Source organism: Rhizobium sp. C4 (assembly GCF_021026315.1).
Taxonomy (GTDB): Bacteria; Pseudomonadota; Alphaproteobacteria; order Rhizobiales; family Rhizobiaceae; genus Ensifer_A.
Map to the genome: position 1 here is coordinate 162,460 of NZ_JAJNCX010000003.1, position 15,999 is coordinate 178,458.

The 15,999-nt window shown below is 62.4% G+C and carries 13 protein-coding genes; 4 read left to right on the forward strand and 9 right to left on the reverse strand.

Annotation, left to right across the window (positions count from 1 at the left end; genetic code table 11):
• Window positions 1–133 precede the first annotated feature (133 nt).
• The 5 genes from edd to LQK84_RS07200 all read right to left on the reverse strand — a co-directional run bounded on the left by edd (window position 134) and on the right by LQK84_RS07200 (window position 6,288).
• Window positions 134–1,954: a phosphogluconate dehydratase gene (edd, locus tag LQK84_RS07180; protein WP_230828010.1), complete on the reverse strand. Its 1,821-nt coding sequence runs from the start codon at window positions 1,952–1,954 to the stop codon at window positions 134–136.
• A gap of 50 nt (window positions 1,955–2,004) precedes the next feature.
• Window positions 2,005–2,703, reverse strand: a complete 699-nt coding sequence (pgl, locus tag LQK84_RS07185; protein WP_230828011.1) for a 6-phosphogluconolactonase — start codon at window positions 2,701–2,703, stop codon at window positions 2,005–2,007.
• Between the two features lie 3 nt (window positions 2,704–2,706).
• Window positions 2,707–4,182: a glucose-6-phosphate dehydrogenase gene (gene zwf, locus LQK84_RS07190; protein WP_230828012.1), complete on the reverse strand. Its 1,476-nt coding sequence runs from the start codon at window positions 4,180–4,182 to the stop codon at window positions 2,707–2,709.
• A gap of 240 nt (window positions 4,183–4,422) precedes the next feature.
• Window positions 4,423–4,737, reverse strand: coding sequence for a DMT family transporter (locus LQK84_RS07195; RefSeq protein WP_230828013.1), 315 nt, complete (start codon window positions 4,735–4,737; stop codon window positions 4,423–4,425).
• A 114-nt stretch (window positions 4,738–4,851) separates the two neighbouring features.
• Window positions 4,852–6,288, reverse strand: coding sequence for a glutamine synthetase family protein (locus LQK84_RS07200; protein WP_230828014.1), 1,437 nt, complete (start codon window positions 6,286–6,288; stop codon window positions 4,852–4,854).
• A 73-nt stretch (window positions 6,289–6,361) separates the two neighbouring features.
• On the opposite strand from LQK84_RS07200, the gene LQK84_RS07205 reads away from it, so the two are divergent.
• From LQK84_RS07205 to LQK84_RS07215, 3 genes are all read left to right on the forward strand, one after another.
• Window positions 6,362–7,543: an NAD(P)/FAD-dependent oxidoreductase gene (locus LQK84_RS07205; protein WP_269071870.1), complete on the forward strand. Its 1,182-nt coding sequence runs from the start codon at window positions 6,362–6,364 to the stop codon at window positions 7,541–7,543.
• Window positions 7,544–7,715: 172 nt separating this feature from the next.
• Window positions 7,716–7,853: a hypothetical protein gene (locus tag LQK84_RS07210; RefSeq protein WP_230828015.1), complete on the forward strand. Its 138-nt coding sequence runs from the start codon at window positions 7,716–7,718 to the stop codon at window positions 7,851–7,853.
• Window positions 7,854–8,026: 173 nt separating this feature from the next.
• Window positions 8,027–10,561 carry a methyl-accepting chemotaxis protein gene (locus tag LQK84_RS07215; protein WP_230828016.1) on the forward strand — a complete coding sequence of 845 codons (2,535 nt, stop codon included), beginning with the start codon at window positions 8,027–8,029 and terminating at the stop codon, window positions 10,559–10,561.
• A 30-nt stretch (window positions 10,562–10,591) separates the two neighbouring features.
• Here LQK84_RS07215 and LQK84_RS07220 read toward each other — a convergent pair whose 3' ends face one another.
• The 4 genes from LQK84_RS07220 to aceA all read right to left on the reverse strand — a co-directional run bounded on the left by LQK84_RS07220 (window position 10,592) and on the right by aceA (window position 14,197).
• The gene (locus LQK84_RS07220) at window positions 10,592–11,449 is read right to left on the reverse strand and encodes a LysR family transcriptional regulator (RefSeq protein WP_230828017.1); all 858 of its coding nucleotides are present in this window, start codon (window positions 11,447–11,449) and stop codon (window positions 10,592–10,594) included.
• A gap of 287 nt (window positions 11,450–11,736) precedes the next feature.
• Entirely contained in the window at window positions 11,737–12,423 is a 687-nt protein-coding gene (gene aqpZ, locus LQK84_RS07225) for an aquaporin Z (RefSeq protein ID WP_230828018.1), read from the reverse strand.
• 165 nt (window positions 12,424–12,588) lie between these two features.
• The gene (locus LQK84_RS07230; RefSeq protein WP_112628519.1) at window positions 12,589–12,828 is read right to left on the reverse strand and encodes an SMc00767 family acetate metabolism repressor; all 240 of its coding nucleotides are present in this window, start codon (window positions 12,826–12,828) and stop codon (window positions 12,589–12,591) included.
• A gap of 79 nt (window positions 12,829–12,907) precedes the next feature.
• Entirely contained in the window at window positions 12,908–14,197 is a 1,290-nt protein-coding gene (aceA, locus tag LQK84_RS07235) for an isocitrate lyase (protein ID WP_230828019.1), read from the reverse strand.
• A gap of 250 nt (window positions 14,198–14,447) precedes the next feature.
• Here aceA and LQK84_RS07240 point away from each other — a divergent pair, with 250 nt between their 5' ends.
• Entirely contained in the window at window positions 14,448–15,869 is a 1,422-nt protein-coding gene (locus LQK84_RS07240) for a helix-turn-helix domain-containing protein (protein ID WP_230828020.1), read from the forward strand.
• Window positions 15,870–15,999 lie beyond the last annotated feature (130 nt).

The window sequence follows — 15,999 nt, forward strand, 5'->3', positions numbered from 1 at the left end:
AGCGGGAGCCGCATTTCGAGGAGAATTGCGTCAGAACAAGAGGCGGGATGCCTCTGCCTAACAATGCCATGCTACACGATTGTGACGCAGGGAGAGAACCGGGGCGGCAGGCGCTGCCCCGGTTTGACAAAGCTCAATTGAAGACGACGCTTGCGCCCTGATCGGCAGCACCGACCATCGCCCTGAAGGGTGCGAAGAGTTCGCGGCCCATGCCGTATTCGTTGGCCGACAGGTCGGCGGTCGCAACGGGGCGGGCGTCAAACTCGGCCGCGTCGACCAGAACCTCGACCGTGCCGTTGATGGCATCCAGCCGGATCATGTCGCCGTCACGCACCTTGGCAATCGCGCCGCCATTGACGGCTTCCGGCGTCATGTGGATTGCCGCCGGCACCTTGCCCGATGCGCCCGACATGCGTCCGTCGGTAACCAGCGCCACCTTGAAGCCGCGATCCTGCAGCACGCCAAGCGGCGGCGTCAGCTTGTGCAGTTCCGGCATGCCGTTGGCCTTCGGACCCTGGAAGCGGACGACGGCAACGAAGTCGCGCTCCAGCTTGCCGTCCTTGAACGCCTGCTGCAGCTCGGCCTGATCGTTGAACACGATCGCCGGTGCCTCGATGACGTGACGCTCCGGCTTGACGGCGGAGATCTTGATGACCGCCTTGCCGAGATTGCCGGTCAGCATCTTGAGGCCGCCATTCGCCTGGAACGGCTTGTCGATCGTCGTCAGAACCTTGGGGTCGTGGCTGGCATGGGGCGCCTTTTCGCGCACGACCGTGCCGTCCTCGCCGAGGCGCGGATCAATCGTATAGGCTTCAAGCCCGTGGCCGAAGACGGTGCGCACGTCGTCATGCAGCATGCCGTCTTTCAGCAGTTCCTTGATCAGGAAGCCCATGCCACCGGCGGCGTGGAAATGGTTCACATCGGCAAGCCCGTTCGGATAGACGCGGGCAAGCAGCGGCACAACATCCGAGAGATCCGAAATGTCTTCCCAGGTCAGCTGGATGCCGGCTGCCTTGGCAATCGCCAGGAGGTGCAGCGTGTGGTTGGTCGAGCCGCCCGTGGCATGCAGGCCGACAACGCCGTTGACGATCGAGCGCTCGTCGATCATCTCGCCGGCGGGGGTGAATTCATTGCCCTGTGCGGTGATCGCCAGCGCGCGCTTGGCGGCTTCCTTGGTCAGCGCATCGCGCAGCGGCGTGCCGGGATTGATGAAGGAGGCACCGGGCATATGAAAGCCCATGATCTCCATCAGCATCTGGTTGGAATTTGCCGTGCCGTAGAAGGTGCAGGTGCCGGGGCCGTGATAGGATTTGGATTCCGCTTCCAGCAGCTCGTCGCGGCCAACCTTGCCTTCGGCATAGAGCTGGCGGATGCGCGACTTCTCGTCATTCGGCAGGCCGGACGTCATCGGGCCTGCCGGAACGAAGATTGCCGGCAGGTGGCCGAAGGTCAGCGCTGCCATGGCAAGACCGGGCACGATCTTGTCGCAGACGCCGAGATAGACGACCGAATCGAACATGTTGTGCGAGAGGCCGATGCCGGCTGCCATGGCGATCAGGTCGCGCGAGAAGAGCGAAAGCTCCATGCCCGGCTGGCCCTGCGTCACGCCATCACACATGGCCGGCACGCCGCCTGCAACCTGCGCCACGCCGCCTGCCTCGCGGGCGGCTTCGCGGATCAGCGCCGGATAGGTTTCGAACGGCTGGTGGGCCGAGAGCATGTCGTTATAGGCGGTGATGATGCCCAGATTGCCAACGACATCGCCGGCCAGCGCGGCCTTGTCCGAGGGGGAACAGACGGCAAAGCCATGTGCGAGATTGGCGCAGCCGAGCACCGAGCGATGCACGCCCTTGGCCGCTGCCGCTGAAATGCGCTCCAGATAGAGCCCGCGCGTCGGCTTCGAGCGCTCGACAATGCGTTGCGTGATGGCGGAAATCTTGCTGTTCGCAGACATGGTCTTCCTGCCTTTCGTCTAGATGGGTTGGGGGCGCGATCGTCGGGAGGTCAGGGCGCCCAGTAGATTTCGACCGGGGACGTGGCCCGGTTCAGCACGGCGCGGATCGGCATCTCTGCCTCGTCGCCGCCGCTCAGTGCCTTTTCCAGAACGGAAGCCTTTTCGGCGCCCTCGATATGCAGGGCCAGCAACCGTGCATCCTGAAGGGCGGAGAACGAGAAGGTGAGACGCGGTTCGCCGGCACCGTCTGCTTCCATCGTCATGACGCCGCGCGGACGGCTGGCGTCCAGCGCTTGCGCCAGATGGTTGCCGCCGGGAAAGAACGAGGCCGTGTGCCCGTCACTACCCATGCCGAGGATCGCCACGTCGAACGGATCGGAGACGTCTGCCGTTGCCTGCGTTGCGGTCTTTGCGGCGTCTTCCGCCGTTTCGGCGGCATGATAGAGCGGCACGAAACGCGCCGCCGCCGTCTTGCCGATCAACAGGAACTCGTTCGCAAGCTTGTGGTTCGATCGCGGATTGTCGGCGGGCACAAAACGCTCGTCCACCAGCGTGATCGTCACCTTGTCCCAGGCAATGTCCTTGCCCGAGAGGACCTTGAAGAAAGCCTTGGGCGTCGAGCCGCCGGATACGGCGAGGCTGGCTGATCCGCGCGCGGCAACCGCATCCGAAAGAGCGCCAGCGACGCGTGTCGCCAGCCCTTCCGCCAGTGCAGCCCCGTTTTCAAAATCCTTGCGGCTGAACGCCATGCCTTATTCTCCCTCGTGCCAGGTGCGGCCGTCGCGTTCGATGAGTGCGATGGCCTGGCTCGGACCCCAGGTGCCGGCCGTGTAGCTCTGGCATTTCTGCCCGGTCTCTTCCCAGGACTTGAGGATCGGATCGACCCAGCGCCATGCCGCCTCGACCTCGTCGCGGCGCATGAACAGCGTCTGGTTGTTGCGGATGACGTCGAGCAGCAGGCGCTCATAGGCATCCGGATTGCGGACTTCGAAGGCCTGGGCGAAGGTCATGTCTAGCGGAACGTGGCGCAGGCGCATGCCGCCCGGACCCGGATCCTTGATCATCAGCCACTGCTTCACGCCTTCATCCGGCTGCAGGCGGATGACAAGCTGGTTGGCGGCGATGCGGCCAGCCGCCTCGTCGAAGATCGAATGCGGAACCGGCTTGAAGGTGATGACGATTTCCGACATGCGGGTGACGAGACGCTTGCCCGTGCGGAGGTAGAAGGGAACACCCGCCCAACGCCAGCTGCCGATCTCGGCCTTGAGCGCAACGAAGGTTTCCGTGTCGGACACGCCGCCTTCCAGCTCTTCGAGATAACCCTTCACCGGGCCGCTTGCCGAAGCGCCGGCCTTGTACTGGCCGCGCACCGTCATCCGCTCGACATTGGCGGCGGTGATCGGCTTCAGCGAGCGCAGAACCTTGAGCTTCTCGTCGCGGACCGCTTCCGGGTCCATCGACGACGGGGGTTCCATGGCGACGAGGCAGAGAAGCTGGAGAATGTGGTTCTGCACCATGTCGCGCAGCGCACCGGCCTTGTCGTAATAGCCCGCGCGGCTTTCAAGGCCGACGGATTCGGCAACCGTGATCTGCACATGGTCGATATGCTCGGCATTCCACAGCGGCTCATAGAGCGCGTTGGCAAAGCGCAGCGCCATCAGGTTCTGCACCGTTTCCTTGCCGAGATAGTGGTCGATGCGGAAGATCTGCTCTTCCTTGAACACCTTGCCGATCGTGTCGTTGAGCTGCAGGGCCGAATCGAGGTCGCGGCCGATCGGCTTTTCGACGACGATGCGCGTCTGCTTGGTGATCAGCTTGTGGTCGCGGATCTTTTCCGAGAAGTCGCCGAAGAGCGCGGGGCCGACGGCCAGATAGAAGGCGCGCACGCGCTCCTTTCCCTCGTCCAGCAGCGACTTCAGCTTGTCCCAGCCCTTGTCGGCCTTGGCATCGACGGACACGTAGAAGAGGCGGGCGCAGAACTTGTCGAGCTCGTCCTTGTCCAGTTCGTCCGCCTTCAGATGCTCCTTCAGAGCTTCGGTCGCGAAATTCCGATATTCGTCATGGGTCATCTCGGTGCGGGATGCGCCAATGATCCGTGTCGGTTCCGAGAACTGGCCGGCCATTTGCCGATGATAAAGGGCGGGAAGAAGCTTGCGCTCTGCAAGGTCGCCGGTGCCGCCGAAGACGACGTAATCGAACGGCTCAACGGGAATGATCTGGCTGCTCATGAAGCTTTGTCCTTGGGAGAATGATGGAGGCACATATAATCTAATCGATTTAATTGCGCTAGTGTGCGACGCGAAAAAATGCGCAATGCGGGGCGACCTTAGAGCAATTCCAGCGAAAGTGGAAACCGGTTTCGCGTGCGAAATTGCATCTTTGCCACAAGCTGGAACCGGTCAGGGGAGGGTGCCAATCGCCTGCGCTGACCGTGCCAAACCCGGAAGTTCTGGGTATTCGCAGCGGCGTCACGACGCCATTTTCATGGTCACCAGGCCGACCAGAATGCATGTTGCAGCAATGGCCCGCATCGGCGTGAGGGCATCGCCGAGAAAGATCACGCCGACCAGAAACGCCCCGAGCGCGCCGATGCCCGTCCAGATCATATAGGAGGTTCCGAGCGGAAGTTCGCGCATGGCAAGTGCCAGCAGCCCGACCGAGCCGAGCATGGCGACGATTGTAACGATGGAGGGAACCGGTCGCGTGAACCCGTGCGAGAGTTTCATCGAATAGGCCCAGACGACTTCAAGGCCACCAGCGACAAGCAGAAATATCCATGACATGACGATCACCGTAAATGCGGGTCGTCCCGGCTTTGCTTGACCCGACAGGGGCGAGGTCGTCCTCGCGATCTGAGATAGGACATGCGGGCCCCGCTTCAAGGGCCCGCAATGACGTTAGACGTTGAGCAGAAGGAACTCCCGCTCCCACGGGCTGATCACCTGCATGAAGGTCTCGAACTCGCCGCGCTTCACGCCGGCAAAGATATGGATGAACTCGGAGGTGAAGACATCGTGCAGCGACTGTTCGCTTTCGAGCAGCGACACGGCCTCCAGCAGGCCGCGCGGCAGTTCGATCGCGCCTTCGTTTGCCGTCTCCGCCGTCGGCTCCGTCGGCTTCAGCGCCTGCATCATGCCGAGATAGCCGCAGGCAAGCGACGCTGCGAGCGCGAGATAGGGGTTGGCATCCGAACCCGGCAGGCGGTTTTCGACGCGCCGTGCGGCCGCATCCGAAACGGGAACACGGAAGGCCGTGGTGCGGTTGTCATAGCCCCAGGCCGTGTTGAGCGGCGCGGCCATATCGGGCGTCAGGCGACGATAAGAGTTCACGTAAGGCGCCATCATGACCATGGCGCGCGGGATATAGCGCTGCATGCCGCCAATGAAGTGGAAGAAGGCATCCGACGGATCGCCGTCCGGCTTCGAGAAGATGTTCTTGCCCGTCTTCAGGTCCACCACCGACTGGTGGATGTGCATGGCCGAACCCGCCTGGCCCTGCATGGGCTTGGCCATGAAGGTGGCGTAGATGCCATGGTTCAGCGCGGCTTCGCGGATCGTGCGCTTGAACAGGAAGACCTGGTCGGCCAGTTCCACCGGATCGCCGTGACGCAGGTTGATTTCGAGCTGCGCCGGCCCCTCTTCGTGGATCAGGGTGTCGATCTCGAGACCCTGCTTTTCCGAATAATGGTAGATATCGTCCACCAGTTCGTCGAACTCGTTGACGCCCGCGATCGAATAGGCCTGTCCGCCGACGATCGAGCGACCCGAGCGGCCTGACGGCGGATGCAGCGGATAGTCGGGGTCGTCATTCTTGGCGACGAGGTAGAACTCGATTTCAGGCGCCACGACCGGCTTCCAGCCCTGTGCAGCATAAAGCTCGACAACGTGCTTCAGCAGGTTGCGCGGCGTGTAGGTGACCTTCTCGCCGGTCGAGCCGGCGATATCGCAGATCACCTGCGCCGTCGGATCGGTTTCCCACGGAACGACGGTGAGCGTCGAAAGGTCAGGAACGAGCTTGATGTCGCTGTCGCGGGAATCGTAGCGGAAGTTCTCCGTCTCGTCGGGATATTCGCCCGAGATCGTGTGACGGTAGAGCGCCGAGGGAAGCGCCAGCGATGTGTTGGAGGTGAATTTCGAGGTCGGCATCATCTTGCCGCGCGGAACGCCGGCGAGATCGGGCGTGATGCATTCCACGTCTTCGATGCCGCGAGCGCGGAGCCATGCGGCGGCTTCTGCCCAGGTCTTGACCCCTCGGGGTGACTCGATGGCGGCCTTGACGGCCTGCGATGATGCGTTGGAAGAGGATGCGCGGGCGGACTTCTTCTTTTCGGCCATTTTACACCGGTTTGATTTTGCAATACCGCCATATTAAACACTCCGCGCGGTTTGGCGAGAGGGCAGAAGTGGTTTGATCAAAGTTTCGGATGTCATCGTCATCGGTGCAGGCGCGGCCGGCATGATGGCGGCAATTGCCGCCGGAAAGCGGGGCAGGCGTGTAACCGTGCTCGACCACGCGAAGATGCCTGGCGAGAAGATCCGCATCTCCGGCGGTGGCCGCTGCAACTTCACCAATCTCGATGCCGGGCCGAAGAACTACTATTCGGCCAATCCGCATTTCTGCAAGTCGGCACTCGCCCGCTACACGCCGCAGGACTTCCTGAAGCTCGTCGAGGCGCATGGCATCGCCTGGCACGAGAAGACCCTCGGGCAGCTTTTCTGCGATGGCTCCGCGAAGGAAATCGTCGCCATGCTGCTCGCCGAAATGGCCGCCGCAGGCGTCGAGCTGAAAACCGGCGTCGAGATTTTGAGCGTCGAGAAATCCGATGATCGCCACCGTGTCGCCACCGGCGACGGAACGATCGAGGCGCCAGCGCTGATCATTGCGACCGGCGGCAAGTCGATCCCGAAGATGGGCGCGACGGGCCTTGCCTACAAGATTGCCGAGCAGTTCGGGCTGCGCCTCACCGAAACGCGCCCGGCGCTCGTGCCCTTCACGCTGGAACCCGGGCTGCTCTCAGAGTTGTCGGAACTGGCAGGGCTTTCCTGTGAGGTCGAGGTCAGCTGCGGCAAGACGGTGTTCCGTGAGGCCATGCTCTTCACCCATCGGGGTCTCTCCGGACCGGCGATGCTGCAGATCTCCGCCGTCTGGCGGGAGGGTGACGCCATCCGCATGCGCCTTGAGCCGGGTGTCGACGTGCTTGCGGCCCTGAAGACGGCCCGAAGCGCCCATGGCCGGCAATCGCTTTCGACGGCGCTTGCCGCGATCCTGCCGGCGCGGCTGGCCAAATACATTGCCGACAAGCACGGTGCCCCCGGCCATCTCGCCGACCTGTCCGACAAGGTTCTGGCTCGCGTTGCCGGGGCGGTGAGTGACTGGACGCTGAAGCCCGCCGGCACGGAGGGCTACCGGACGGCCGAAGTGACGCTGGGCGGCATCGACACGCGCGATCTCGACTCGAAGACCATGGAGGCGAAGGCCGCGCCCGGGCTCTATTTCATCGGCGAATGCGTCGATGTGACGGGCTGGCTGGGCGGCTACAATTTCCAGTGGGCCTGGGCCTCCGGGCATGCAGCCGGCAGTGCCGTGTGAATTCTGCGCCATTGTCGCAAAATAGTTAAGATTGGCGAAACCAAGGCCCGAATTTCCCTTGACTGCTAGAGCCAAGTAACGCCTTCTTAACACTGCAGGACGATGCTTCGTTCATGGGGTCGCTCCGATGCGAAACATGCATGGGACCAGGACCCCGGAAGGGGAAAACGAAATGGCTGCTCAAAAAGCAAAGGCTGTTGCCAAGGCGCAAGCGATTAACCGCGAACAGGAACTCCAGCGTATCTGGAAGTTCACGGTCGCATCTGCCCTGACGCTCGTCGCCGTCACGGTCGTCTTGCTCGCCATCTGAGGCTCTCGGGCTGAATTGCACGCAGGAGGCGCTCTGAGGGAGCGCCTGAAGCCGTTAATCGTCAGGTTTTCAAACGATTTAACGTCCATTAGAAGTTTATTAGGTGATCTCCCTTAGCTTTCCATAAGTAGCGGTGGGCTTACGAAGGTCGGGCCTCCGTTTGGGAGGTTATCATGAGCTTCGACAGCATTCTCTCGCGTTTCCGGATTCAGACCAAGGTTCTGGTCTTCATTTTCCCCTTTGTGGTCAGCATCTCGGCGGTCGGCATCGTCGGCCTCTATGCCGTGGAGCTTTTGCAGGGCCGCCTGATCATCTCCAACAGCGTGATGACCTCGCTCAGCGGCTTCCGCGACGTGTCTGCCGCCATGACCCGTTTTCTCGGCGACTCGACCGAGGCGAGCTACAAGGATGTGACCACGCGCATCGCCGATCAGAAATCGGTTCTCCAGCGTACGCTTTCCGGGCTGAAGCCGGATGCTGACGGGGTCTCCGACCTGACGAACGCGATCAGCGCCACTGCAAGCGTGGAGAAGGAAGTCGCCAATCTCTGGGCGCTTGACCAGCAGGAAGTGGCGCTCCGCCAGTCCATGGATGAGAAGCTCAAGGGTATTATCGGCGCGCAGGTCATGCTGGCCGATGCCGGCGCCAAGTCCGAACGTGACATCCAGCAGCAGGAAGGCGGCGCCAAGTCGACGCTTTACGAGTCAGGCCGCGTTCTCGACATCATGCACGCGCTCAACGGCGTAGTCGCCGGCTATGCCAGCGCCGGCGGCGCGGATGCCAAGCTCGCCTTCGTGAAGGCCCAGATGAACGACCTGAACAAGCAGGTTCGCAAGCTTGGGACGGCCCTGCCGCAGGACAAAAAGGCCGTAGGCAACGATCTCAAGGCTGCCGTCGATGACATGAACGGGACGCTGAGCGCCAGTGCGGTCGACGACACAACCCTGCCGAAGATCGGCCAGGCAATGACGCGCATTGGCGCCATCGCCGGCACTCTCGACAGCTTCAACACCGACAATACGGTCAAGGCGATCCGCGGCCTTTCCGGGCTCGAGACCGAAAAGGTCCGGGTGTCCGCCATGCTGCAGGATTCCCATCGCCTTTCCGGCTCCATGTATGCCATCCAGATCGAGCTTGCCCGCTTCCTCGGGCAGCCGACAAAACAGAACCGCGACCGGCTGGTGCAGGAATTCCAGATCGTCCGCAAGGACCTCGACGCGCTTCAGGGCTCCGCCAAGGCCGAGAAGTTCTATGCCGATCTGATGGCAGCCCTGCCGCCGGCCGTGAAGCAGATGGAGGCTGACAGCGCCGCCCTTGTCGATCTCGACGGCAAGCGCGATGCCGTCTATGCCTCGGCCGAAAAGCAGGTGAATATCATCTGGGGTTATCTCACCTCATTCGCCGAGACCCAGAAGAACTCCGCCAGCGCCGAACGCGAACACGCCAACACGCTCTCCGTCTCCGCGACGCTGGCCGGCATCCTGATCGCCGTTGTCGCGGGTATCGGTCTGGTTCTCACCTTCAAGAAGCCGATCGGGCAGATCACCAATGCGATGCGCCGGCTCGCCGAGGGCAGGCTGGAAACCACCATTCAGGGCGATGCCCGAGTCGACGAAATCGGCGACATGGCCCGCGCGCTCGGCATCTTCAAGGAAAACGCACTCGCCAAGGTGCGGATGGAAAGCGAAAGCGCCGAGGCGCGCGCCGCCATCGACGCCGAACGCGCCCGCAACGACGAGGAGAAGCGGGTCAGCGAAGAGCAGATCGGCTTCGCCGTCAACGCGCTGGCCGCCGGCCTTGACCGGCTGGCCCATGGCGATCTGACGCGGGCCATCGACACGCCGTTCTCCGGCTCACTCGATCGCCTGCGCGCCGACTTCAATGCGTCGCTGACGACGCTGCGCGACACGCTCTCGCAAATTCAGGACAATGCACTGACCATTCAGGCCAACGGGTCGGCGATGCAGGGTGCCGCCGGCGATCTCTCCCGCCGGACCGAATCCCAGGCCGCGTCGCTTGAAGAAACCGCCGCCGCAGTCGAGGAAATCACGTCCACCGTCCGCAATTCCGCTGACCGTGCCCGCGAGGCAAACGCCATCGTCGTCAGCGCTCGCCAGAACGCCGATGCCTCGGTGATCGTCGTCAACGATGCCGTCTCGGCCATGTCGCGGATCGAAGGCGCGTCCAAGCAGATCGAGCAGATCATCGATGTTATCGACGAGATCGCCTTCCAGACCAATCTTCTCGCGCTGAATGCCGGGATCGAAGCCGCCCGCGCGGGCGAGGCCGGCAAGGGTTTCGCGGTCGTTGCCATGGAAGTACGCGAACTGGCGCAGCGCTCCGCAGGCGCTGCCAAGGAGATCAAGGGCCTCATCGAAACGGCCTCGCGCGAAGTCTCCTCCGGCGTTGGTCACGTCCAGAAGACGGGCGGGGTGCTGAACGACATCAGCCGGCAGATTTCCGATATCTCCTCGCACATGAACATGATTGCGACCGCCGCGCAGGACCAGTCCTCTGCGCTGACCGAAGTCAACACGACCGTCAACCGCATGGATCAGATGACCCAGGCGAATGCCGCGATGGTGGAGGAAACCAACGCCCTGTCGCGACAGCTGGCGATCGAGGCAGACGAGCTGATGAAGCTCGTCGGGCGGTTCAGGCTCGGGACAGAGGCGGTCCAGCGCGACGCGGTCGGCCGCGCCGCCTGACAATTGTGTTCTTGAGAGAGGCTGCGCGAGCTACCCGCGCCGCCCGCTGATCAGATCGGCATTGGCGCGAAACAGCTTGATGATCCGGTTGATGACGGTGCGGATCTCCGGCCTGTGCCGGTCTTCGCTGTTCATCACCAGCCATTGGTCATGCTGCAATGCGGGCAGGGGCTGAACGCGCTCGAGCCCCGGTTCCCTGTCGCCGCAGATGCAGGGAAGCACGCCGAGCCCGGCGCCTGCGACGATCAGATCCCGCATTTCCGCCGCGCGGTTGACGGTGAAGACGATATCGTCGGCACGGTTCTGGTGCGGCCATTTGAGATAGGTCGAGAGCGCATTCGTCCCGTGCACGGCCACCCAGCGATGATCGGGCACGCGCGCGCCGCGCGCCTTGTAGATGGCATAGGCCGTCGGCGGCAGCTTCTGGATGGCAAGGTTCGCCTCTTCCGGCTCGAAGGCGCGGAAGCCGATATCCGTTTCGCGATGCGCCAGCCGCGTTCTTTCCTCGCCGGCGTGAAAGTCGAGATAGAAGGGATCGACATCCGTGCAGAGCGTCTGGATGTGGGCGATCATGAACGCCGTGTTCCAGGTGCCGGCACCGATGCGAAGCCGCACGGGCGCATGGCCCTCGGCATAATGGTAGCGCAGCTTGCGTGCCGCCGCTTCCATCTCCTGCAGTTCGCTGTAGAGCGCCTGACCGCGCGGCGTCAGTGTATAGCCGGTCTGGGCGCGGTGGAAATAGCTTTCGCCCGCCATCTCTTCCAGCGCCAGGATCTTCCGCCCCAGCGTGGGCGGGCTCAAGCCCGTTTCTGCGGCAGCACCGGCCAGTCCCTTGCGCCGGGCGACGATCAGAAACAGCTGGTAGAGATCCCAGGGAATGTCTTTCATGGATGAAAGATATCTGCCGATTTCCGCTCTATGTAAATCGGAATCTGATGCATAAGAAAGGTGATGCCACCAGACAGGGAGCATCACCATGTATGATCAAGTGTTGGGCCTGCTTCTCATGAAGAGGCCAGGAACCAGGCGCAATGACCCGAAGGCCGAGCAGGCGTTCTACGACCGCTCCGGCTGGGATGCGCCAGCCGGTCTCCTCAGGTTCTGGCGAAAAATTGCCCGTTCGCGCTGAGGCCCCGGAGGTTAGACGCTGGGCGTCCCAAAGGACGCCCAGGGCCTTATTCCTTCTCGCCGATCACCTTCCAGATCAGGGCGCCGATGATGGCGCCGACGATCGGGGCCACCCAGAACAGCCAGAGCTGGCCGATCGCCCAGCCGCCGGCAAAGAGGGCCTGGCTGGTCGAGCGCGCCGGGTTGACCGAGGTGTTGGTGACCGGGATGGAGATCAGGTGAATGAGCGTCAGCGCCAGGCCGATGGCGATCGGCGCAAAGCCCGCCGGCGCGCGTCCATGCGTCGAGCCGAGAATGATGATCAGGAAAAAGGCCGTCAGGATGATCTCGATCACCAGACCGGCGAGCAGCGAATAACCGCCCGGCGAATGTTCGCCATAGCCGTTGGCGGCAAAGCCACCGATGTCGGCGCCGGCCTTGCCGGTTGCGACGACATAGAGCGCCGCTGCCGCGATGATCGCGCCGACGACCTGCGCGATGATGTAGGGAATGAGATCGGAGACCGGTAACCGGCCCGCCACGGTGAGGCCAACCGAAACCGCCGGATTGAAATGCCCGCCGGAAATGCCGCCGACCGTATAGGCCATGGTCAGCACGGTCAGGCCGAAGGCCAGCGAAACGCCGAGAAAGCCGATGCCGAGCTGCGGAAAGCCGGCCGCCAGAACGGCGCTGCCGCATCCCCCGAACACGAGCCAGAATGTGCCGAATGCTTCCGCAAGAAGCTTGTTTTTCATGATTGCCCCTCCCCAGGTGCTCAATATAGCAACGCCAGATCACACATGGATCTGACAATAGTCAAGCGAGTATTTCCCGGTTGCGTAGCTTCTGGTTGACTGGCGCACAAACGCCCGGAAGCAGGGAGCTTCCGGGCGTCTGGAGGTCATGAGCGGTTCGGGCTGTTAGCGGCCCTGGGTCACGATGACCGGGATGAGGAGATCGCCCCAGTTTCCTTCGCCGCCATGGTGGCGGGCAGAGCGGACGAGTTCGACCGAAACGCCGGCATCGACGGCTTTCATGACGGACTGGTTCAGGCGGTGCAGGTCGTTGGCGACCATGCGGATCATGGCCTGCTGATCGGCCGTCATGGCCGAGGACTGTTCTTCTGCACGTTCCTTAACGCGGGTAGCTGGGGCATTCATGGCATTTCTCCTCTTGTATTCAGGGGTTTGTGAATGGGTTTGGTTGGGGACCCTCCCCGGTGAAGGGGAGGGCAGTGACTTACTCGGCTGCCGGGCGGAACTGCTCCGTCTCGGTCGATTCCTTCATCGCAGTCGTCGAGGACTGGCCGCCGGTGATGGCGATGGAGACGGCATCGAAATAGCCGGTGCCGACTTCGCGCTGGTGCTTGGTCGCGGTGTAACCGTTGACCTCTGCCGCGAATTCCGCTTCCTGCAGCTCCGAATAGGCAGCCATCTGGCGGTCCTTGTAGCCACGGGCCAGTTCGTACATGCCGAAGTTCAGCTGGTGGAAACCGGCCAGCGTGATGAACTGGAACTTGTAGCCCATCGCGCCAAGCTCCTTCTGGAACTTCGCAATCGTTGCATCGTCGAGGTTCTTCTTCCAGTTGAACGACGGCGAGCAATTGTAGGCGAGCATCTTGCCCGGATGGGCCTTCTGCACGGCTTCGGCAAACTTGCGGGCCTGGGCGAGATCCGGCTTGCCGGTTTCCATCCAGATCAGGTCGCAGTTCGGAGCGTAAGCGATCGCGCGGGCAATGCAGGGCTCGATGCCGTTCTTGACCTGATAGAAGCCTTCCGCCGTGCGGCCGGCGTCGTAGTCAACGAACGGACGGTCGCGCTCGTCGATATCCGAGGTCAGCAGCTTGGCAGCTTCTGCGTCCGTGCGGGCAACGATGAGGGTCGGAACACCCATAACGTCGGCTGCAAGGCGGGCCGCATTCAGGTTGCGGATATGGGCCGCGGTCGGGATCAGAACCTTGCCGCCGAGATGGCCGCACTTCTTTTCCGAAGCGAGCTGGTCTTCGAAGTGAACGCCGGCAGCGCCTGCCTCGATGAAGGCCTTCATGATTTCAAAGGCGTTGAGCGGGCCACCGAAGCCGGCTTCAGCATCGGCAACGATCGGGGCGAACCAGGTGTCGACCGAAAGGCCCTTGCCTTCCGAAACTTCGATCTGGTCGGCGCGCTGCAGCGTGCGGTTGATGCGCTTGGCAAGCTCGGGCGCAGCGTTTGCCGGATAGAGCGACTGGTCCGGATACATGGCCGATGCCGTGTTGGCGTCAGCAGCAACCTGCCAGCCGGAGAGATAGATCGCCTTCAGGCCGGCGCGGACCATCTGCATGGCCTGGTTGCCCGAAAGCGCGCCGAGCGCGTTGATGAAATCTTCCTTGTGCAGGAGGTCCCAGAGGCGGTTTGCGCCCATTTCGGCAAGCGTGTGCTTGATCTGAACAGAGCCGCGCAGGCGCTTGACGTCTTCCGCGCTGTAGGGGCGTTCGATATTGTCGAAACGGCCCTGGGGTGCCGAGGGAACAAGATTGTAAAAATCGGTCATAACGTGTCTCCGTTCTTTGACTAACCTATCGGCTCGCTCGTCTTGGGTGTCTCGCTTGCCGAAATCTGATGTGACTGTTTTTACACCGCAGCGCAAAAAAATCCAGAAAAATGAACGAAAACGGATGGATAAAGAGGTTACGATGTCTTGTCTTTGACAAGGGCATGCTGTAAATTTGTAAAAATTGTAAATCCGACCGTTTGTCAAAATCGTCACGGGTTTTGTAAAATCGGTCACAGGGGAGGCGGATATGGCCGAACACAAGATCTTTGCAGGGCCGCGCGTGCGCCGTATCCGCAATGCACTGTCGCTCACCCAGACGGCCATGGCCGAGGCGCTGGAAATCTCGCCGTCCTATCTGAACCTCATCGAGCGCAACCAACGCCCGCTGACCGTGCAGCTGCTCCTGAAACTCTCATCGGTCTACAAGGTCGATCTGGATGAGCTGCAGGGCGAGGCGGCGGGTAGCGTCAGCCAGCTGCGCGAAATCTTCACCGATCCGTTGTTGGCCGGCGAGCTTCCCGGCGATCAGGAACTGGTCGAGATGGCCGAGGCCGCGCCCAATGCGACGGCCGCCGTCAACAAGCTTTACCGCGCCTATCGCGAACAGGCCGCGCGCCTGACCGATCTTGCCGAACTTCTCGCCCGCGAGGGTCACGAGACGGCGCTTTCCGCCGCGCGCCTGCCGGCCGACGAGGTGCGCGAACTCTTCGAGCGCCGTCCCAACTATTTCGCCCGGCTGGACGAGGCGGCCGAACAGTTTCACGAAGCGATCAAGCCGGCTGATGATGTCGGCGGGGCGCTGCGGACATGGCTCAAGAACAATCATGGCATTGTCGTGCGCACGCTCCCCGTCCACACCATGCCGGGTCTTCGCCGCCGCTATGACCGGCACTCCATGCGTCTCTTTCTCTCCGAACGCCTGTCTCCCTTCGACCAGTTGCGGGAAGTCGCGATGGAAGTGGCACAGATCGCGTTGAAGGACGACCTGCTGGCCGAACTCGACACGCTCGGCCTGTCCTCGCATGAGGCACGGCGCATCGGCCGTTTCGAGCTGGCGCGCTATGCGGCGCATGCGCTTCTCATGCCCTATGGCGCGTTCCATGCTGCCGCCCAGCGTGCGCGCTACGACATTGACGTCCTGCGTTCCCGCTTCGGCGTCTCTTATGAAATGGCGGCAAACCGGCTCACCATGTTGCAGAAGCCGGGCGCGTCGGGCGTGCCCTTCTTCATGCTGGAAATCGACAATGCCGGAAACCGCTTCCGCCGTGCCGGCGCGCAAGGCTTTCCGCAGGTCCGCTTTGGCGGGCGCTGTCCCAAGCTCAACATCCATTCCGCCTTCGCCCAGCCGGCGCAGATCCTTGTCGATGCGGTGGAGATGCCGGATGGGGCGGAATTCGTCGTCATCTCGCGCACGCTGGAGGGGCCACAAGGCGCGTTCTCCGAGCGCGTCAGGCGCACCGCGCTTCTGCTCGGCTGCGACATTTCCTTCCGCGATGAAATCGTTTACGGTCAGGCCGTCGCCAACATGCCGGGTGGCCCGGTCGCCATTGGCCCGGCCTGCCGGACCTGTGAGCGTCAAGGTTGTCTCGCCCGCGCCGAGCCGCCGGTCACCCGTCCGCTCGGCCTCGACGAAATGGTGACGGGACTCAGCATTTTTGATTTCCAGTAGATTGCTGCCTGCGTTTGATCAAATTTGACAGCAAAGGCAAAAATGCCCCTTGTCGGGTGCAGAAAACATTTCTAGTCTCCAAAGAAAACAAGGCCGTTTAGCCCGCCACGCCCTCCGGCGGGCACTAAGG